The following is an 18,439-nucleotide window of genomic DNA, read 5'->3' as shown; positions in this document are numbered from 1 at the left end:
CCCGCTTCGTATGGAGGCGCAGGTGTTCGAGAAGGGCCGGTCGTCGGCGGGACACGCCGCACCGGCCCCGCCCGCCGACCCACGGCGCACGTCGCGGACTTCGCCGAACGTGTCCTGATAACGCCGGGCAGAAACGATGCGCCATGCGGCTCGCCTTCCCCACCGGGGTGAACCCGCCGAGCCGCGCGTTGACGGCCGGGCGTTCAGGCGCCGTCCGCCGCGAGCCCGTCGTACAGGTCCGGCCTGCGGTCGCGCAGGAACGGGCGGGTGCGGCGGGTGCGTGCCGCGTGCTCCGGGTCGATCTCGGCGAGCACCACCTCCTCGCCGTCCTGCCCCGCCTCGGCCAGGATCTCGCCGTCCGGGCCGTAGATCGCGCTGGTCCCGAAGTACCGCTTGACGCCCTCCTGCCCCGTGCGGTTGGCGCACACGACGTACAGGCCGTTGAACACGGCCTGGGCCCGCAGCTCCAGTTGGAAGACCTCCCGCATCGGGGCGCTCGCGGAGGCCACCGGAACGCACATGAGGCTCGCGCCGCCGAGCGCGACCAGCCGCCCCAGCTCGGGGAAGTGCCGCTCGTAGCAGATGATGGTGCCCAGGGCGACGTCCTCGGTGCGGGTCACCACCGGAGGGCTGCCGCCCGGCCGGAAGTAGTACTTCTCGGGGAAGCCGTTGGAGAACGGCAGGTGCGACTTGCGGTAGACGGCGGCGAGTTCGCCGTTGACGAAGGTGCAGGCGGTGTTGTGGTGGACGCCCGGCACGTCCGCGGCCTCGAAGACCGAGGAGACCACGGTGATGCCGTACTCGGCCGACACCTCGCGTGCCACGGCGTTGGAGGGGCCTTCGAGCGGTTCGGCGTGCGCGAAGTACTCCGGATCGGGCTCGGGCTGGACGAACGGGACGGCGTACAGCTCGGGGAGCAGCACGACGCGGGCGCCGCGCCGGGCGGCCTCGGTGAGCAGGGCGCGGGCGCGGCGCCGGTTGGCCGCCGCGTCGGGGCCCGCGGTGAGCTGGACGGCGGCGGCCTTCACGACGCCGCTCCGGTCAGGCTGCGCAGGGTGCGTTCCTTGTCCCCCAGGGTGGAGATGACGGGGCAGCGCACGCCCGCTTCGCGGTAGGCCAGCAGCTTCTCGTAGGCGTCCTTGGTGGTGCCGCAGGCGGTGACGCGCTGCACCAGCGAGTTGGGCACGTGCACCATGGCGCGGCGGACGTCGCCCGGGGTGGCGGGCCAGCGGGCGGTGGCCTGGATGCGTTCGACCAGCTCGGGCTCGACGCCGCAGTGCTCGGCGATGTGCGGCTGCTGCATGAGGTAGAGCGTCAGGAACGCCTTGCAGGCGTCGATGGCCTCCTGCGGATCGTCGTCGTTGACGCTGCACGCGACGATCTGCGTGATGTCGATGCCTTCGGCGCCGTCGGTGCGGCGGGCGACGCCCTCGGCGATCCGGGCGCGGGCCATGTCCATGTAGTCGGGCGGCAGCAGGAAGTCCAGGTGCACGCCGTCGCAGATCTCGCCCGCCAGCCGCAGCATCTTGGGGCCGACGGCGCCGAGGTAGACGGGCATGGGGACCGGCTTGTTCTCCCGGTACATGCTGTCGAAGCGCACCCCGCGCATCTGCACGAACTCACCTTCGTGCTCGACGACTTCGTTGCGGAAGAAGGTGCGGAGCACGCCGATGTACTCGCGCATGGCGGCCAGCGGGCGCACCAGGGGCTCGCCGACCTTGGTGGCCAGCGGCTCCCACCAGGCGCCGATGCCGAGGATGATCCGGCCCGGGGCGACCTCGTCGAGGGTCTTGAACGTGACGGCCATCAGGGCGGCGTTCCGGCTCTTGTTGTTGACGACGCCGGTGCCGATGCGGATGTCGCGGGTGCGGGAGGCGATGATCGCGGCGGGCACGATGCCGTCCCGGGCGAGCCGGCCTTCGGCGACCCAGACGGATTCGAAGCCGTGCCGGTCGGCGTACTCGGCCTGCCAGTAGGTCTGTTCGAGGCTGAGCCGCTCCCCGACGTGGATGCCGAGGGGGATGTCCATTCAGGTGCTCCTTGCGGTGGTGGTGCGGTGCAGGTACCGGCCGCGGCCCGGACGGCCGAGCAGGGTGCCCTCGGAGACGACGAGGTCGCCGCGGGACAGGACGTGCACGGCCCGGCCGGTGACCTCCATGCCCTCGTAGAGGCTGTAGTCGGGCCGGGAGTGGGCGGTGTCCGCGGACAGCACGTGGTGCGCGTCCGGGTCCCAGACGACGAGGTCGGCGTCGGCGCCGGCGGCGATGGTGCCCTTGCGGGGGTGGAGCCCGAAGAGCTTGGCCGGCCGGGTGGCGGTGATCTCCACGAAGCGGCTCAACGCGAGCCGCCCAGCGGCCACCCCGTGGTGGTACAGGAGGGCCAGCCGCTCCTCGACGCCGGGCACCCCGTTCGGCGTGCCGGGGAACCACCCGGGCTCGCGCAGCTTCTGCGGCGGCAGGTCGGGCGGCTGGCCGAGGCAGAACCCGGCGTGGTCGGTGCCGACGGTGGACAGGCCGCCGGCCGCGAGGTGCGTCCACAGGGCGTCCTGGTTGGCGCGTTCGCGGATCGGCGGGGAGCAGATCCAGCCCGCGGCGCGTTCGCCGAGCCCCGCGTAGTCCTCGTACGCGGCGACGAGGTACTGCGGGCAGGTCTCGCCCCAGGCGGGCCGGCCGGCGGCGCGGGCGCGGGCCAGTTCGTCCGCGGCGCGCGCGCTGGAGACGTGGACCACGAACAGCGGGCTGCCCGCGGCCTCGGCGAGGGTGAGTGCGCGGTGCACGGCCTCGGCCTCGGCGGCGTGCGGGTGGGCGGCGTGGTGGTGGTGCTCGGCGACGTGGCCCGCGTCGACCAGGCGCCGGGTCTCGTGGGCGACGAGGTGCCCGTTCTCGGCGTGGACCATGGGCAGCGCGCCGTGTTCGGCGGCCAGCGTCATGTCCGCCAGCAGCTGGGCGTCGTCGACCATCTGCGTGCCGGGGTAGGCCATGAAGAACTTCCAGCTGCTGACGCCCTCGTCGAGCAGCCGCAGCAGGTCGTCCTTGATCTCCGGCTGCTGGTCGCGGGGCGGCACGATGGCGTGCAGCCCGAAGTCGACGACGCAGCGGGCGCGGGCGTCCTCGCGCCGCCGGAGGAACGTTTCGTACAGGGTGCGATCCGGCTCCTTCTTCACGAAGTCGATGACGGTGGTGGTGCCGCCGTGGGCGGCGGCGACCGTGCCGGAGGTGAAGTCGTCGGCGGTGCGGGTGGTGAAGCCGTCGATGGGATATTCGAGATGGGTGTGGGCGTCGACGCCGCCGGGCAGCAGCAGCGCGCCGCCCGCGTCGATGGTGTCGTCGGCCGCCCAGTCGGCACCGTCGCCGACGGCGGCGACGATGCCGTCGCGGATCAGGACGTCCGCGCGGAAGACGGCCTCCGCGGTGACGACGGTGCCGCCGCGGACGAGGGTGGTGCGCGTGGCGGGGTGGGGCATGGGCGGGCCTCCCGTTCAGGCCGCGTAGTGGGTGTCGGCGATGCCGAGCACCTCGTCGAGGACGGACAGCGCCAGGTCGATCTCGTCCGCGGTGACGACGAGCGGCGGGGTCAGCCGCAGTACGGAGGAGAACGAGCTGAGGTACAGGCCGCGTTCGAGGGCGGCGGAGATCAGTTCGGCCATGGGCCGGTTGGCCTCGCCCTTGGCGTTGAACGGGACCAGCGGCTCGCGGGTGTCGCGGTCGCGGACCAGCTCGATGCCGTGGAACAGGCCGCGCCCGCGGTGGTCGCCGAGGCTGGGGTGGCGGGCGGCCAGCTCGGCGAGCCCGGCGCCGAGCTGCTCGCCACGCTCGCGGGCGTTCTCCACCAGGTTCTCCTCCCGCATGATGCGCACGGAGGCGACGCCGGTGGCGCAGGCCAGGGGGTGGCCGGAGTAGGTGAGGCCGCCCCAGAACATGTGGTCCTGGAGCCAGTCGGCGACCCGGCCGCCGACGGTCATGGCGCCGAGCGGCACGTATCCGGAGTTGAGGCCCTTGGCGGTGGTGAGGATGTCGGGCGCGACGTCCCAGTGGTCGCAGGCGAACCACGCGCCGGTGCGCCCGAATCCGGCCATCACCTCGTCGAGGATCAGCAGGATGCCGTGCCGGTCGCACACCTCGCGGATCGAGGCGAGGTAGCCGTCCGGCGGATAGATCAGGCCGTTGGTGCCGGTGACGGTCTCCAGGACGACGGCGGCGACGGTGGCGGGGCCCTCGTACTGGAGGATCTCCTCCAGGTGCGGCCCGCCGGTGCACACGGGGCACGGGTCGGGGTGGCCGGCCGGGCAGCGGTAGGTGTAGGGGTCGAACATGCGGACCACCCCGGGCGTGCCTGGCTCGGCGGCCCAGCGGCGCGGGTCGCCGGTGAGGGAGATCGCGCCGGCCGTCGCTCCGTGGTAGGAGCGGTAGCGGGCGACGATCTTGGGACGCCCTGTGACGTGCCTGGCGAGCCGGACCGCGTTCTCGTTGGCGGCGGCGCCGCCGGTGGTGAAGAACGTCATGCCGAGGTCGCCCGGGGTCAGTTCGGCCATCAGCTCGGCGAGTTCGGCGCGGGACTGCTCGGCGAAGCCGGGGCCTATGTAGCACAGCCGGTCGGCCTGTTCCTTGATGGCGGCGATCAGCCCGGGGTGCTGGTGGCCGAGGTTGAGGTTGACCAGCTGGGACTGGAAGTCGAGGTAGCGCCTGCCGTCGTGGTCCCAGAACCAGGAGCCGCTGCCGCCCGCGACCGGCCGGGCGTGGACGTTGCCCTGGACGGACCAGGAGTGGATGACGTGGGCCCGGTCGGCGGCGGCGATCCGCTCCGCGGTCCAGTCCTCGCGTGCGGGCGCGGTCATGCCGCGGCCGTCTCGGAGCCGAAGGGGGCGAGTCTGGCCAGCGGGCGGCCCGCGTTGGCGGCGAGGCAGGCCACGACGATCTCGCGGGGGCGGGGCGCGTCGGGCACGACGAGGGTGACGGTCTGGTGGTGCGAGCGCGTCTTGGCGTTGAGCTTGTGCTTGAGCGGCACGTCGAGCGGCGCGCCGGTCAGGCCCGTCTTCTCCCCGGCGGGCAGCAGTTCGGTGCCGCCGCAGGCCCGGCGGAACGGGTCGCCGAAGCGGAGGTTGTGGATCAGCGCGGAGCCGTGTTCCAGCTCGCCTTCGATGCCGACGAGGGCGGCCTTGCCGTACGCCTCGACCTCCTCACCGAGCAGGTCGACGCAGGGCGGGCCGACGAGCGTGCCGAGTTCTTCGCCGACCTCGTTGGCGAGGGTGACCAGGTCCTCGACGTAGCCGGGCGGGTAGGGGTTGTCGAAGACGGCGGCGACGATGGCCACGCGGTGGACGCGGGGCAGCGCGCGGCCGGCCTCCATGCGGGTTTCCTCGACATGACGCACGATCTTGCGAACGGCGAGTGTCACGGTCGGCTCCTTCTGTGCGGTGCTGGGCGTGCGGGTGCTGCGGGTACTGCGGGTGCTGCGGGTGCTTCTTATGGTTCGGAGGTTTGTTGCGGTGCGGGTGGGGCGTTCGGGGGCGGGCACGTCCGGTACGCCTCGGGGCGGCGGTCGTGCAGCGGGCGGTTGAACGGGTTGGTGCGGCGGGCCTCGCGGGTGCCGACGGGGTCGACGTGGGCGTGGATCAGGGCCTCGGTGTCCCGGGGCGCTGGCCCCGCGAGCGGGCGGCCGGTGTGGTCGGTGACGATGCTGGAGCCGATGAACCGCTGTCCGCGTTCGACGCCGGTGCGGCTGGCCGCGGCGATGTACAGCTGGTTGCTGTGGGCGCCGGTGACGCACAGCAGGTTGGCCATCGGGGGCCCCGGCACCTGGTCGGGAACGGGCACCCAGTCGCTGACCGCGCAGACCAGATCGGCCCCGGCCAGGGCCAGGCTGCGCAGGCTCTCGGGGAACCACGCGTCGTAGCAGATCAGCAGCCCGATGCGGCCGAGCGGGGTGTCGGCGACGGGAAAGCCGAGGTCGCCGGGGGCGTACAGCTCGCGTTCCGCGTTCCACAGGTGGACCTTGCGGTAGGTGAGGGCGCGCCCGGCGGGGCCGACCAGGACGGCGCTGTTGAACACGCGCCCGTCCGGGGCCCGTTCGACGACGCCGCCCGCGATCCACAGGCCGAGGCGCGCGGCGAGCCGGTGCCAGGCGGTCACGGCGGGGCCACCGTCGAGCGGCTCGGCGTACGCGGCGGCCTCGGCCGCGTCGCGGAAGACGTAGCCGCTGGTCACGGCCTCCGGCAGCACCACAAGGCGCGCGCCCGCGTCCGCGGCGGCGCGGATCGCGTCGCAGGTGCGGGCGATATTGCCCGCGGTATCGCCGAGTACGGGGTCGAGCTGGGCGCAGGCCACCCGGTACCCGGTGCCGCCCGCGGGCGGCGTCACGGGGCACCCGCCAGGTCGGTGGCGCTGAGCAGCCGGCCGATCTCGTCGGCGGCGGCCCGCACCCGGGCGATGAGGGCCGGCAGGCGTTCGGGGGTGAAGCGGAACGTCGGGCCGCCGACCCACACCGCGTACGGCACGCGGCCCGCGACGCGGACCGGCGCCGCGACCGAGGCCGCGCCGGGCGCTATCTCGTCGGCGGTGTGGGCGTAGCCGGCGTCCCGCACCTCCCGGAGCGTGGCCAGGAAGCCGGGCAGGAACGCGGTGCCGCCGGGCGCGCTGCGCTCCAGTTCGGGTCCGTAGGTGTCGGTGACGGCCCGCGGTTCGAGGGCGGCGAGGAGCACCTTGCCGGTGGAGGTGCACCACACGGGCTGGGTGCGGGGCACGGCGCGGGTGGTCTGGCCGATGAGGTGGGGGCCCGCGGCCTGGGTGACGACCTGGACGTGCGGCGGGAGCAGCACGTCGAACCCGGCCGTCTCCTCGGCCTCCGCGGCGAGTTCGGTGACGACGGCGCGCATCCGCGGATAGCTGCCGTTCTCGTCGAGGAGGCCGCCGACGACGGAGAGCAGGCCGAGGGAGACCTGGTAGCGGCGGGTGACGGGGTCGAGGGACACCCAGTTCTCCTGCTCCAGCACCGAAAGCACGCGGTAGCACGTGGACTTGGGCAGCCCGGCGGCGCGGGCCACGCTGCTCAGCCCGACGCCGCCCGGGTGGGCCGCGACGGCGCGCAGCACCGTGATGGTGCGGCGTACCAGTCCTTGTTCCGTCATGTCCGTGTCCCTCGCCTCGATTTGTCCTGCTGGTCGCGTGCCCCGTGCCCGGCGACCCGCGCCGCTACCTGCCGCCCGGGGTGACGGTGATCCGTTCGGGGTCCCAGGTCTCGCCGGTGGTGTCGGCGCCGGTCTCGCCGAGCAGCGCGAGGGCGTCGCGGGTGAGATCGCCGCGGTGTGCGCTCTCGGGCGGTTCCGACTCAAGCACACCGGCGTCGAGGGCGATCTCGATGGTCTGGTCCCAGGTTTCGGCGTCGAGGGTGCCGATGCCGTTCGCCGCGGGCCAGATCAGCTTGTTGACCTCGTTGAGCATCCAGCGCTGGTGGCCCTCGCCCAGCGCGCTGCCGTGGGCGAGAACGGTGTCGGCGCAGGCGTCGAAGTCATCGCGGCAGGCGATCCAGCCGCGGTAGGTGGCGGCCAGGAACCGGGTGGCGACGTCCTGGTGGTCCGGGTCCTCCAGCCAGTCGCCGCGGGCGTAGACACCGTCCTCCAGGGAGGCGTAGCCCTCGTCCTGGAGGTTGATGACGTGGAAGTCCTCCGGGCGGTACAGCTCGCCCGTCTCCGGGTTCTCCGTTTCGAGGAGCTGGGCGTACTCGTTGTAGGTCTTGGCCTGCGCGGAGTCGACCTCCCCGTTCAGGAGCAGCGACATGTCGAACGGCTGCTGGACGACGTCCAAGTCGCGTTCCGGGTCGATCCCGGCGTCGCGCAGCGCGGCGTACAGGACGAGTTCGTTGCCGCTGCCCCAGCTGCCGAGGCGCGTGCCCGCGAGGTCGTCGAGTCCTCCGATGCCGCTTTCCGCCCGCGAGACCTGGAGGTAGGCGCCGCGCTGGAAGACCTGGCCGATGTTGACCAGGTCGGCGCCCTGTTCGCGGGTGGCCATGGTCTTGGTGACGTGGCTGACGGCGAACTCGGCGTTGCCCGCGGCCAGTACCTGCTGCGGCACGACGTTGGTGCCGCCCTCCTGGATCTGCACCTCAAGGCACTGGTCGGCGTAGAAGCCGCTGTCCAGGGCGTGGTAGTACCCGGCGAACTGGGCCTGGGCGACCCACTGGAGGACGACGCGGACGCTGTCCGTCTCCTCGCAGTCGCTGTTGGCCGCGACGGAGCCAAGGCCGCTGGACTGGCCGCTCATCGGGACGCAGCCGGCCATCAGGAGCGCGCCGAACGCGGCTGCGAGGGCCGGCGCGCGGCGGGGGGCGGAGCGTGGCATGGTCGTTCCTCCTGGTGGTGCCGTTGCGTTCGGGGGTCAGGTGTCGCCGTCGTGGCGGTGCCGCTGCCAGGGCACGAGGCGGCTCTCGCAGCCGGCGACGACCGCGAACAGGGCCAGGCCCATGACGCTGGCGGCCAGGACCCCGGCCCAGGTCTCGGCGAAGCGGGAGAGGGCCGCCTGGTTGGCGATGTAGACGCCGAGGGCCTGGCTGGGGCCGCCGAAGTACTCGGAGACGATGACGCCGATGACGGAGGCCGCGGCGCCCAGGCGCAGCCCGTTGAAGAAGAACGGCAGGGAACGGGGCAGCCGCACCAGCAGCAGGGTGTGGCGGGGGCGGGCCGCCAGCGCGGACATCAGCTCCAGGTGCAGGGTGTCGACGTCGCGCAGCCCCCGGGTGGTGTTGACCAGGACGGGGAAGAAGACCATCAGTCCGGCGACGCACGCCTTGGACCAGATGCTGGTGACGCCGAGCCAGTTGTTGGCGATGGGCGCCAGGGCCACGACGGGCGCGCAGTTGAGGATGACGGCGACGGTCAGCAGCGGCCCCGAGATGCGGCCGAGGCGGGTGAGCAGCAGCGCGCCGAGCAGACCCGAGACGCCGCCGAGCGCCATGCCGAGGAGGACCGCGGCCAGGGTGACGCGGGCGTCGCGGAGGATGGTGGGCAGTTCGTCGAGGAGCGCGCCGAAGATGTCGGTCGGCGAGGGCAGGATGAACGACTGCACGCCGGTGGCGGTGACCAGCAGCTGCCAGAGCAGGACGACGGCCGCGCCGACGGCGAGGGCCGGGGCCCCGGCGGCGAGGGCGCCGCGCAGCCGGGCGGGCGGGGCGGGCCGGGCGGGCCCGGCGGGCTGGGCGGTGCTCATGCGGGCTCCTCGGCCATGACGGCGTGCAGGGCCTTGCGCACCTCGGTGACGGTCTCGAAGTAGGCCGGCGAGGTGCGGTCTTCGACGGTCCTCGGCTGCGGCAGGCCGACCTCGATGCGGCGGGTGATGCGGCCGGGCCGCGGCGACATGATGACGATGTCGGTGGACAGGAAGACGGCCTCGGAGACGCTGTGCGTGACGAAGACGACGGTGGTGCCGGTGTCCCGCCAGATGCGGAGCAGTTCGCCCTGGAGGTATTCCCGCGTCATCTCGTCGAGGGCGCCGAGCGGCTCGTCCATCAGCAGCAGTTGGGGGCGGCAGGCCAGGGCGCGGGCGATGGCGACGCGCTGCTGCATGCCGCCGGAGAGCTGCCAGGGGAAGCGGTCGGCGACATCGCCGAGGCGGACGAGGTCCAGCATGGCCTCGGCCTGCGCCCTGCGCTCCGCCCGGGACACGCCGCCGACCTGGAGCGGGAGTTCGACGTTGCGCCTGACGGTGCGCCAGTCCAGCAGTCCGGCCTGCTGGAAGACGAGGCCGTAGTCCCGGGCGAGGCGCGCCTCGCGCGCGCTCCTGCCGCCGACGGTGACGGTGCCCGTGGTGGGCGCGGTGAGGTCGGCGATGATGCGCAGCAGGGTGCTCTTGCCGCAGCCGCTGGGACCGAGCAGGGAGACGAACGCGCCGGGGCGCACGTCGAGTCCGATGCGTTCCAGGGCGGCGACGGACTGGCCGCCGGAGGCGGGGAAGACCTTGTGGACGTCGGTGAGCGAGATGGCGGGTGCGTCGTCGGTGGCTGTCATGGCGGCGGTACCTCGCGGGGTGGTGGTGGCGGGGGCGGTCATCCGGCCGTGCTCCGGTTCCGCAGGGACAGCGACTCCCCCACGCGCAGGACCTGGACCAGGACGATGCCGGTGACGGCGGCGACCAGGACGGCCGCGTAGAGGTTCTCCGGTGCGCTGGAGTAGTAGTACGAGCTGGTGAGGATGGCGCGGCCGATGCCGCCGCCGGTGCCGGCGGACAGCTCGCCGACGATGGCGCCGACGACGCTGGCGGTGGCGGCGAGCCGCAGCCCGGCGAAGAGGAAGGGCAGGGCCGCGGGGAAGCGCAGCAGCAGCAGGGTGCGCACCCGGCCGGCGGCCAGCGCGTGCATGAGTTCGCGGTGCACCGGCTGCGGGGAGTTGAGCCCGCGCAGCACGCTGACGGTCACCGGGAAGAACGCCAGGTAGGCGGAGAGCACGGTGACGGCGACCCAGCTGGGCATGCCGGCCTTGCCGCCCCAGATGACGACCATCGGGGCGACGGCGACCAGCGGCACGGTCTGGGAGGCGATCAGCCAGGGCATCACGCCGCGGGACGCGAAACGGGACTCGCGCAGGCCGACGGCGAGCAGGAGCCCCGCGGCCGAGCCGATGGCCAGGCCGAGCAGCGCCTCGCGGAAGGTGATGGTGGCCTCGTTGAACAGGTAGACGGCCAGCGAGGTGTCGGTGCCGCGTCTGGCCGGCTCGGTCAGCGCGCCGACGATGTCGGCGATATGCGGCATGGCCTGGTCGTCGGCGGCAATGGGCAGGTCGAGGCCGGTGCCGGGTATCCGGCCGCCGGTGGCGTCGCCGAGCGCCTTGTAGCCCTCCCAGAGCGCGGCCAGCGCGAGGAGCACCAGCGCCGTCCACAGGAAGGCGCGCGCCGTGCGCAGTGCCGCCGCTCCGATACCCGATCCCATGTCTCACCTCCCGGACAACGACCAGCCACGCAGGCTGGTTTACTCAGTGAACCGATGGACCGCCAAGAGGACCGGCGGGGTTTCACTCTCCGCCCACGGCGAGCGGGGGTCAATGACGGTGACGAAAAATCTTGTTACGGCCTGGTGTCCCGACCGGACCGCCCCGCCGGCGCCCGGCCGGCTGCGCCCCCGGCGTCGGCCACCGGCCCCCACGGGAACGTTCGCGGATGCGATTCTTCGGCGGCGGGCCGAGGCCGGGACCGTGGACGGCGCTGTTCGTGGCCCGCCGTTCCGTATTACCGTCGGCGGATGCTGACAACGGGCGCGCCTGCGCACAACTGGGCAGGGAACATCACCTACGGGGCGGCACGGGTGCACCGCCCGGCCTCACTCGACGAGCTGCGGCGCATCGTTTCCGCGGCCTCGCAGGTGCGGACACTCGGCACCGGCCACTCGTTCAACCGCATCGCGGACACCCCGGGCGACCTGGTCCGCGCGGATGGGCTGCCGCGCCGCGCCGAGATCGACAGGGAGCGCGGGACGGTGACCGTCAGTGCCGGGCTCCGGTACACGGAAGTGGCGGAGGAGCTGCACGCCGTCGGATTCGCGCTGGCGAATCTGGCCTCCCTCCCGCACATCACGGTGGCCGGCTCCGTCGCGACCGGCACGCACGGCTCAGGGGACGGCCTCCAGAGCCTGGCCTCGGCCGTCGCCGGGCTCGAACTGGTCGGACCGCAGGGCGACTTGGTGACGCTGAGTAGGAATGCCGACCCGGACCACTTCCCCGGCGCCGTGGTCTCGCTCGGCGCGCTCGGCGTGGTGACCGCCCTGACCCTCGACATCGAGCCGGCCTTCGAGGTGGCGCAGTGGGTTCACGTCGACGTGCCGCTCGACGCGCTGGCCGGCCGCTTCGACGAGATCACCGGCGCCGCCTACAGCGTCAGCACGTTCACCGACTGGCACAGCGGCCGGGGCACCGTATGGCTGAAGCGGCGCACCGACCGGCAGGGCGGCGGCGACGAGGCCGCGGACTGGCTGGGCGGCCGTCCCGCCGCGGCGCCCTGGCACCCGATCCCGGGCATGCCGGCGGAGTTCTGCACCCGGCAGCTGGGCGAGCCGGGGCCGTGGCACGAACGGCTGCCGCACTTCCGTCCCGAGTTCACCCCGAGCCGCGGCGAGGAGCTCCAGTCGGAGCTGTTCCTGCCGCGCGCCGCGGCGCCCGCCGCGTTCGCCGCGCTCCGCGGCCTCGGCGCGGAGCTGGCGCCGGTGCTCCAGGTCTCGGAGGTCCGCACCGTGGCGCGGGACGAGCTGTGGCTGAGCCCGGCGCAGGGCCGCGACACGGTGGCCGTCCACTTCACCTGGCTCAAGGACACCGAGGCCGTCCTGCCGGTGGTGGCCGCGGTGGAGGAGCGCCTGCTGCCGCTCGGCGCGCGGCCGCACTGGGGCAAGGTCACGGCCGCGGCGCCCGCGGACGTCGCGGCCCGCTTCCCGCGGCTGCCCGACTTCCGCCGCCTGGTCCTCGACCACGACCCCGCGGGCCGGTTCCGCAACGACTTCGTGGCGCGGCTGCTCGGGTTGTAAGGGGCCGCAAGCGGTCGTGAGGGGCCGGGGAATCGTGCGCACCGCGCGGCGGAGACCGGCCACGCCCGCGGCAAGCGCGTCATCCGCGTGACCGGCTCCACCGGGTGAAGAGCCCGGCCGTCAGGCCGTGCCGCACACCCCGCCGCTGAGCGTGAACTCCGTCGGCGCGGCGTTCCCCGCCCCCTTCTCCGCGGTGAACCCGAGCGCCACGGAGCCACCGGCCGGGATCGATGCCGTGTACGGGGCGGGCGTGACGGTCACCGAGCCACCGCTCTGCGCGGCGGTGCCGCCCCACATGTTGGTGATCCGCTGCCCGTCGGCGAACGCGAAGGCGAGCGTCCAGTCGCTGATCGCCGCGGTGCCGGTATTGCCGATGACGATGTCGCCCTGGAAGCCGTTGGACCACTCCCCCACCACCTGGTAGCGGACCGAGCAGTCCGAGGGCGTCCCGCCGCCGGTCCCGGTGGTCACGCCCACGGTCGCGGAACGGTCCGAACGGTTGCCCGCCGCGTCCCTGGCGTACACGGCGAAGGTGTAGTCGGTGCCGGGGCTCAGCCCGCTCACCGCCGCCGCGTTGGCCGCGGTGCTCGCCACGGCGGTCTCACCGCCACCGCTCACGCGCACCACGTCGTAACCGGTGACGCCGACGTTGTCGGTGGCCGCGGGCCACGACAGCCGGACCGAGGTCGCCGTGACCTCCGAGGCCACCGGCCGGCCCGGGGCCGTCGGCGCCTCGTCGTCGTCCCCGCCCTGGCCGCCGTAGACCGCCGCCTCGCGCGAGGTCTGCGCGATGCCGTTGGCGCCGTTGAAGAGCCGCTGCCCCCAGGAGGTCAGCCGCGACGGATCGAAGGAGGTGACCATGTCGAGGTACTCCACGCCCCCGCCGTTGCCGCTCCAGGACCAGCCGAGGTAGCCGAGCCCGAGGGACTGCGCGGTGGCCAGGATCGTGTCCTCGTCCGGGTTGCCGTCCGAGTGGTTGTGCCCGAACTCGCCGACGAGGATGGGCAGTCCCGCGCTCACGAACGCGTTGAGGTAGTCCCTGATCTCGGCCGCCGTGTCGTACACGCCGTACATGTGGACCGAGAAGATGACGTTGCGGTCGGGGTCGGCGTCGAAGACCGACCTGGCGTTGGCGCGCATCGTTCCGGACCAGTCCTGGCCCCAGTTCGGCGCGTCCACCATGATCGTGTGGTCGAACCCGGCGTTCCTGAGCTTCAGGACCGCCGCCCTGGTGTCCGCGGTCCAGCCGGCCGTATTGCTGTTCCCGTACGGCTCGTTCCCGATGTTGAGGATGACGTACTGCTCCTGGCCGGCGAGTGCGCTTTGAATCCCGATCCAGTAGTCCGCCGCCTGGTCCAGGCTCGCCGCCGCGCCCTCTTCGCCGTAGCCGGTCGTGTCGTGGACCTCCAGCACGCAGATGAGGCGGTTCTGCTTGCAGAGGCCGATGATGCGGGAGACGTCGGAGGCGTCGTTGCGGGTCCACCGGTGGCCGCTGCTCAGCACCACGCGGACCGTGTTGGCGCCGAGCGCCTTGATATGCGCCAGCGAATCCGTCTCGCCGGTGAACCAGGTGTGCGCGTGGTTCACGCCGCGCATCACGAAGTCGTTGCCGTTCGCCTCAAGCAGCCGGCCGGCGTCGATCCTGAATCCGGTCGCGGCCGGGGCGACCTGATCCGCCTGCGCGGACCGCGCGGCCTGCGCGGACTGCCCGAAGCCGAGCAGCGCAGTGAGCACGCTCAGCAGCGCGGCAAGGGCGACACCGGCGCGGGGTCTGAGTCCGCCGTGCGGACGGGTTTCTCTCATGGCGGCTCCATGGGTCGGGAGGAAGGGCGGGTTCCTGGCGATGGGAGCGACGGGAGCGATGGGAGCGCTCCCAACAGCGTTCTCATCAATGCACCGTGCCGTGGACTCGTCAAGAGATGCGGCCCCGTCAAGGGGTTCCGTCCCCCCGCCACCGGGCGGGCGCCGCGGGCGCCCGCGGCGGCGTTCAGGGCGCTTCGACGACGCGCACGTGCCCGGGGGCGAAGGCGGTGACCGCGGCCTGGAGCCGCGAGCGGTCGAGGCGCCAGCCGTGGACGGCGCGACTGAGCGCGACCACGTCGGCCGGGACGTTCGGGACGTTGGGGACGTTGGGGAGGTCCGGGGCGCGCGGGGCCCGGGGCGCCGGGCCACGGATGCCGCGCACGCGGAGGGCGGGGCCTGCCGGGCCCGGCGCCTCCGCGTCGGCTCTGACGCGGATGCCGATGTACCGCACGGTGGCCCCCGTGGGCAGCCGGCGCGTCCAGAGCACGATGGCCTCGATGTCCGGCCATGGCACATGCGTCGGGTGAACGCGGCCGAAGCGCAGCGGGCCGCCCCCCAGCGTGACCCCCTCGGGGTCGACGCACAGCGCGGGGCCGCGCGAGCCCGCCATGCCGGAGAATACGACGAAGACGACTGCCCCGACCGCGCCGATCACCAGGGCCAGCCACAGGACGAGCCCGCCGAGGCAGGCGAACGCCACGACGGCCAGACCGCACAGCGCGAGACCGGACGAGGCCGCGTGCCAACCGAAACGTGCCAGGTAGATGTCGCGTTCGGATAAGGATTCCACGGGGCACATCATGGCATCGGGGCCCCGGGAGCCCTTCGAATGGCACCCACCGCAAACCGGGACTAGCCTGACTCAATGGACGACAAGGACATTCTTGCCCGTGTCGGTGAGCTCGTGGCCGAGGAGCGCGCTCTGCGGGAGCGTGCCGTCGGCCACGGGCTCCAGGAGGCCGAGGAAGTACGGCTCGGCGACGTCGAGGTGGGTCTCGACCAGTGCTGGGACCTGTTGCGCCAGCGCCGCGCGCGCAGCGAGTTCGGGGACGACCCGGACGCGGCGGCCCTGCGGCCGGCCCCCGAGGTGGAGGGCTACGAGAGCTGAGCCACCGCACGCCCGGTGCGGGCGCTTCTCCGAGGCGTGCACTCCCCGTCGTCCTGCTGGTGGGCGCACGTCGAGCCGTTCCCACGCGCCGCGCGAGCCCCGGCCCGTCCGCGATGAGGGATACCGGCGAACGATCGACGCCCGGCCCGATGTCCCCCCGCCGCGCGGAATGAACGTGTGAGAGAGCACGTCTACTCAAAGGCGTGCAGGGTGTCCTCGCCGTCGGTCCACCAGACGCCGAGCCTTTGGCGGACCAGGAGCCAGCCGTCCGGGCCCCGGCGGAATTCCCAGTCGTAGGGGCCGCCCATGGCGTAGGGCGAAGAAGTGCTCCCGGATGCGGTGACGGCGACGAACCACATGTAGCCGATGCCAGTTGCCCGGTCGCCCGCCACCTCGAAGTCCAGGTTGAGGATGTGATGCTGCATGCTCGGGTAGGGCGACTCCGCCTCCGCCACCTTCGCCAGGACCGCCTCCCTCCCGTGGATCTCCCCCCATGGCCCGAACTCGAGCACCGCGTCCTCGGCCCAACACCCGATCCAGGTCCGCCAGTCCTTGCGGTCCAGCGCCCGCCACCCGCGGATCATCAGGGTGCGCAGCGCCTCCTTGTCCTCCAGCGCCCGGAGTCTGCGGATCAGGCTGTCGTCCTCGGCAGCAGTGTGTGACATATCAGTTCCTTCCGTCGCGGGTCTCCCCCGGCCGAGTCTGGATGTGCTCAGGACCGCCGACCAGGACGCGTGCTGCCGGGGTACACCGGACCCCGGCGGCCCACCGCCCCGCGCCGTAGCCTCGGGACATGACCGGCAACCGCCCGGGGCGTTCCCGCGCACACGCCCCCGGACCCCCTGGGTCCGCGTACCCGGCGCGCTCGGCGGGCGCGTGGCAACCAGTTCGCCCCGTCCACGGACGTCGTCATGGGTGCCGTGGCGCCTGAGGTAGCCTGCTGAGCGCCGCGGAGGGTGATCTGCGCGGGGCCGGCCGGCTCGGGAGCCGGCCGGGCAGGTGAGTCGGGGAGAGTACGGGTGGCGCTTCAGCGGATCTCGGCGCGCAATGCCCGGTTCCAGCAGTGGCAGGCGCAGTTGACCAACCGCACCAAGCGGCAGCGCGCCGGGGAGTTCCTTATCCAGGGGGTGCGGCCGATCTCGCAGGCGGCCGAGCGCGGCTGGCCGATCCGGACGCTGATCTTCGACGCGGGACGGCCGCTGACCCGCTGGGCGGCGGCGCTCCTGCAAGAGGTGCCGGCCGAGAAGGTGGCCATGGCCCCCGAGCTGCTCGCCGAGTTGGGCGGCAAGGACGAGGGCGTGCCCGAGCTGGTCGCGGTGGCCGGGATGCCGCCCGACGACCTGGCCCGCATCCCGGTCGGCCCCGCCTTCCTCGGCGTGGCCTTCGACCGCCCGACCAGCCCGGGCAACATCGGAACGATCGTCCGTTCCGCCGACTCCTTCGGCGCGGACGGGCTGGTCGTCACGGGGCACGCCGCCGACGTCTACGACCCCAAGTCGGTACGGGCGAGCACCGGTTCGCTGTTCGCGCTGCCGGTGGTGCGCGCGCCGGGCCACCGGGAGGTCGAGACCTGGCTCGCACGGGCGCGGGCCGCCGGACGGCCGGTGACGGTGGTCGGCACGGACGAGCAGGGCGAGGCGGACATCGCGCACTTCGACCTGACCGGCCCGGTGCTGCTCGCGGTGGGCAACGAGACCGCGGGCCTGAGCGCCGGCTGGCGCGAGCTGTGCGACGCGCTGGTGCGGATTCCGATGACGGGAACGGCGAGTTCGCTGAACGCGGCGAACGCGGCGAGCATCGTGCTGTACGAGGCCGCCAGGCAGCGGGCCGCGAAAACCGGGTGACGCGGGGGTCCGGGGCCGTACAGCATCGGCGCATGGCAAGGATTCACGACATCGTCGTCGACTGTGCGCACCCGGCCTCCCTGGCACGGTTCTGGGCCGCCGCCCTGGACGGCTACGCGGTGGCGCCGTACGACGAGGCCGAGTTGGCCCGCCTGCGGCGGCTCGGCTTCGCCGGTCCCGAGGAGGACCCGACGGTGCTGGTGGAACCCGCGCACGGCGGTCCGCGGCTGTTCTTCCAGCTGGTCCCGGAGCCGAAGCCGGGAAAGAACCGGTTGCACCTGGACCTGTCCGCGCCGGACGCCGAGACGGAGATCACCCGGCTGACCGGACTCGGCGCACGCGTGGTCGAACGCCACCCGGAGTGGACGGTCATGATCGACCCCGAGGGCAACGAATTCTGCCTGGCCGAACGCTGACTTCCGGAGGCCAGCAGCTCAGAGCATGCGGAAGCCCCGCCCCACATGTGATGGAGCAACGCACGGGCGGAGCGCCGCGAGAGCTTCAGCGGCGCTCAGCGCGTCCGATCAGGGTTCCGATGTGGCCCGGCTCGGGAGCCGCCAGGACACGGACGTGAGCGTCGGTGAGCCCCGCACCGGACAGGAACCCTTCCCACACTTCCGGCGTGTAGCTGTAGCGGTAGGTGAACATGGCCGGTCCGGCGAATCCTCCCTTATACATTCCTTGCGGCCCGTAGGCGCCGGGAATCGCTGGGGGCTGTGAGAACACGAACACGCCACCGGGATTGAGCCGTTTCGCGATCAGCGGGAAAAGCCGTACAGGGTCAGCGAACCAGGCGGCCCATAGGTGGTGGGGTCGCTTTCCAAATGCCGTGATGATTTCCGCGCAGATGAACTCGACGCCGAGCGGCCCCCACTTTTCGGCAGTTTGCTCGACCATCACCGGAGAGAGATCAACCCCCGTTGCCTTGACGCCCTGTTGAGCTAGGTGTGCGAGTGCGCGACCGGCTCCACATCCGACTTCGAGAACACTGTTCGGCTTCCCCAGGAGTTCGACCCCCGGCCCGTGGTCGCCGTACTGCGTCCACCGGAAAACAGCCTCAGCGTCAGTGACAGTCTCCTGGGTACTTTCCGCATAGGTGTCCCACAGTTCGCGCTTGTGGTCGTAGTTGTGCTGTGCGGGCACGGCATTACCTCTCACGTGGGGCGTGCCCCCGCCCGGATGCGCTGGACGG

At 72.8% G+C, this 18,439-nt stretch carries 19 protein-coding genes; 4 read left to right on the top strand and 15 right to left on the bottom strand.

Annotated elements, in window-relative coordinates; all coding sequences use genetic code 11:
- Window positions 1–203: 203 nt before the first annotated feature.
- The 11 genes from RM779_RS07560 to RM779_RS07510 all read right to left on the bottom strand — a co-directional run bounded on the left by RM779_RS07560 (window position 204) and on the right by RM779_RS07510 (window position 10,911).
- On the bottom strand, window positions 204–1,028 hold the full coding sequence (locus RM779_RS07560) for a carbon-nitrogen hydrolase family protein (protein WP_311616878.1): 825 nt from the start codon (window positions 1,026–1,028) through the stop codon (window positions 204–206).
- The gene (locus tag RM779_RS07555; RefSeq protein WP_311616877.1) at window positions 1,025–2,029 is read right to left on the bottom strand and encodes an LLM class flavin-dependent oxidoreductase; all 1,005 of its coding nucleotides are present in this window, start codon (window positions 2,027–2,029) and stop codon (window positions 1,025–1,027) included. The genes RM779_RS07560 and RM779_RS07555 overlap by 4 nt, the downstream gene beginning before the upstream one ends.
- On the bottom strand, window positions 2,030–3,463 hold the full coding sequence (gene hydA, locus RM779_RS07550; protein ID WP_311616876.1) for a dihydropyrimidinase: 1,434 nt from the start codon (window positions 3,461–3,463) through the stop codon (window positions 2,030–2,032).
- A gap of 15 nt (window positions 3,464–3,478) precedes the next feature.
- A complete protein-coding gene (locus RM779_RS07545; RefSeq protein WP_311616875.1) occupies window positions 3,479–4,834 on the bottom strand; it encodes an aminotransferase class III-fold pyridoxal phosphate-dependent enzyme in 1,356 nt (451 codons plus the stop codon).
- Window positions 4,831–5,394, bottom strand: a complete 564-nt coding sequence (locus tag RM779_RS07540) for an amino acid synthesis family protein (protein ID WP_311616874.1) — start codon at window positions 5,392–5,394, stop codon at window positions 4,831–4,833. Before RM779_RS07540 ends, RM779_RS07545 begins: the two co-directional genes overlap by 4 nt.
- 68 nt (window positions 5,395–5,462) lie before the next feature.
- A complete protein-coding gene (locus RM779_RS07535; RefSeq protein ID WP_311616873.1) occupies window positions 5,463–6,356 on the bottom strand; it encodes a nitrilase-related carbon-nitrogen hydrolase in 894 nt (297 codons plus the stop codon).
- Window positions 6,353–7,123: an IclR family transcriptional regulator gene (locus RM779_RS07530; protein WP_311616872.1), complete on the bottom strand. Its 771-nt coding sequence runs from the start codon at window positions 7,121–7,123 to the stop codon at window positions 6,353–6,355. Before RM779_RS07530 ends, RM779_RS07535 begins: the two co-directional genes overlap by 4 nt.
- Before the next feature lie 64 nt (window positions 7,124–7,187).
- On the bottom strand, window positions 7,188–8,333 hold the full coding sequence (locus RM779_RS07525; RefSeq protein WP_311616871.1) for an ABC transporter substrate-binding protein: 1,146 nt from the start codon (window positions 8,331–8,333) through the stop codon (window positions 7,188–7,190).
- Window positions 8,334–8,369: 36 nt separating this feature from the next.
- Window positions 8,370–9,197 (bottom strand): ABC transporter permease, encoded by an 828-nt coding sequence (locus RM779_RS07520; protein WP_311616870.1) that lies wholly within the window; start codon window positions 9,195–9,197, stop codon window positions 8,370–8,372.
- Complete coding sequence (locus RM779_RS07515; protein WP_311616869.1) at window positions 9,194–9,994, bottom strand: ABC transporter ATP-binding protein; 801 nt, start codon at window positions 9,992–9,994, stop codon at window positions 9,194–9,196. The genes RM779_RS07520 and RM779_RS07515 overlap by 4 nt, the downstream gene beginning before the upstream one ends.
- Window positions 9,995–10,032: 38 nt before the next feature.
- Window positions 10,033–10,911 carry an ABC transporter permease gene (locus RM779_RS07510; protein ID WP_311616868.1) on the bottom strand — a complete coding sequence of 293 codons (879 nt, stop codon included), beginning with the start codon at window positions 10,909–10,911 and terminating at the stop codon, window positions 10,033–10,035.
- Between the two features lie 309 nt (window positions 10,912–11,220).
- Here RM779_RS07510 and RM779_RS07505 point away from each other — a divergent pair, with 309 nt between their 5' ends.
- Entirely contained in the window at window positions 11,221–12,492 is a 1,272-nt protein-coding gene (locus tag RM779_RS07505) for an FAD-binding protein (protein WP_311616867.1), read from the top strand.
- A gap of 120 nt (window positions 12,493–12,612) precedes the next feature.
- On the opposite strand, the gene RM779_RS07500 is transcribed toward RM779_RS07505, so the two are convergent.
- Window positions 12,613–14,295: a cellulase family glycosylhydrolase gene (locus tag RM779_RS07500; protein ID WP_311616866.1), complete on the bottom strand. Its 1,683-nt coding sequence runs from the start codon at window positions 14,293–14,295 to the stop codon at window positions 12,613–12,615.
- Window positions 14,296–14,479: 184 nt separating this feature from the next.
- Window positions 14,480–15,085, bottom strand: coding sequence for a hypothetical protein (locus RM779_RS07495; RefSeq protein WP_311616865.1), 606 nt, complete (start codon window positions 15,083–15,085; stop codon window positions 14,480–14,482).
- Window positions 15,086–15,160: 75 nt separating this feature from the next.
- Between RM779_RS07495 and RM779_RS07490 the strand changes: the two genes are divergently transcribed.
- Window positions 15,161–15,403, top strand: a complete 243-nt coding sequence (locus RM779_RS07490; RefSeq protein WP_077058011.1) for a DUF2630 family protein — start codon at window positions 15,161–15,163, stop codon at window positions 15,401–15,403.
- Window positions 15,404–15,594: 191 nt separating this feature from the next.
- On the opposite strand, the gene RM779_RS07485 is transcribed toward RM779_RS07490, so the two are convergent.
- Window positions 15,595–16,068: a nuclear transport factor 2 family protein gene (locus tag RM779_RS07485; RefSeq protein WP_311616864.1), complete on the bottom strand. Its 474-nt coding sequence runs from the start codon at window positions 16,066–16,068 to the stop codon at window positions 15,595–15,597.
- A gap of 354 nt (window positions 16,069–16,422) precedes the next feature.
- Here RM779_RS07485 and RM779_RS07480 point away from each other — a divergent pair, with 354 nt between their 5' ends.
- Window positions 16,423–17,247 (top strand): TrmH family RNA methyltransferase, encoded by an 825-nt coding sequence (locus RM779_RS07480; protein ID WP_311616863.1) that lies wholly within the window; start codon window positions 16,423–16,425, stop codon window positions 17,245–17,247.
- A gap of 32 nt (window positions 17,248–17,279) precedes the next feature.
- The gene (locus RM779_RS07475) at window positions 17,280–17,663 is read left to right on the top strand and encodes a VOC family protein (RefSeq protein ID WP_311616862.1); all 384 of its coding nucleotides are present in this window, start codon (window positions 17,280–17,282) and stop codon (window positions 17,661–17,663) included.
- 85 nt (window positions 17,664–17,748) lie between these two features.
- On the opposite strand, the gene RM779_RS07470 is transcribed toward RM779_RS07475, so the two are convergent.
- Entirely contained in the window at window positions 17,749–18,390 is a 642-nt protein-coding gene (locus RM779_RS07470) for a class I SAM-dependent DNA methyltransferase (RefSeq protein ID WP_311616861.1), read from the bottom strand.
- Between the last annotated feature and the right edge of the window lie 49 nt (window positions 18,391–18,439).

The organism is Streptomyces johnsoniae (assembly GCF_031845565.1).
GTDB classification, from domain to species: Bacteria; Actinomycetota; Actinomycetes; order Streptomycetales; family Streptomycetaceae; genus Streptomyces; species Streptomyces johnsoniae.
Note: the sequence above shows the minus strand (reverse complement) of the source record. Positions and strands in the feature narration are given on the sequence as shown.

Coding starts and splice junctions, on each gene's coding strand:
- RM779_RS07555 (WP_311616877.1), bottom strand. CDS start 2,029: ATGGACATCCCCCTCGGCATCCACGTCGGGGAGCGGCTCAGCCTCGAA.
- hydA (WP_311616876.1), bottom strand. CDS start 3,463: ATGCCCCACCCCGCCACGCGCACCACCCTCGTCCGCGGCGGCACCGTC.
- RM779_RS07545 (WP_311616875.1), bottom strand. CDS start 4,834: ATGACCGCGCCCGCACGCGAGGACTGGACCGCGGAGCGGATCGCCGCC.
- RM779_RS07530 (WP_311616872.1), bottom strand. CDS start 7,123: ATGACGGAACAAGGACTGGTACGCCGCACCATCACGGTGCTGCGCGCC.
- RM779_RS07525 (WP_311616871.1), bottom strand. CDS start 8,333: ATGCCACGCTCCGCCCCCCGCCGCGCGCCGGCCCTCGCAGCCGCGTTC.
- RM779_RS07520 (WP_311616870.1), bottom strand. CDS start 9,197: ATGAGCACCGCCCAGCCCGCCGGGCCCGCCCGGCCCGCCCCGCCCGCC.
- RM779_RS07515 (WP_311616869.1), bottom strand. CDS start 9,994: ATGACAGCCACCGACGACGCACCCGCCATCTCGCTCACCGACGTCCAC.
- RM779_RS07510 (WP_311616868.1), bottom strand. CDS start 10,911: ATGGGATCGGGTATCGGAGCGGCGGCACTGCGCACGGCGCGCGCCTTC.
- RM779_RS07505 (WP_311616867.1), top strand. CDS start 11,221: ATGCTGACAACGGGCGCGCCTGCGCACAACTGGGCAGGGAACATCACC.
- RM779_RS07500 (WP_311616866.1), bottom strand. CDS start 14,295: ATGAGAGAAACCCGTCCGCACGGCGGACTCAGACCCCGCGCCGGTGTC.
- RM779_RS07490 (WP_077058011.1), top strand. CDS start 15,161: ATGGACGACAAGGACATTCTTGCCCGTGTCGGTGAGCTCGTGGCCGAG.
- RM779_RS07485 (WP_311616864.1), bottom strand. CDS start 16,068: ATGTCACACACTGCTGCCGAGGACGACAGCCTGATCCGCAGACTCCGG.
- RM779_RS07475 (WP_311616862.1), top strand. CDS start 17,280: ATGGCAAGGATTCACGACATCGTCGTCGACTGTGCGCACCCGGCCTCC.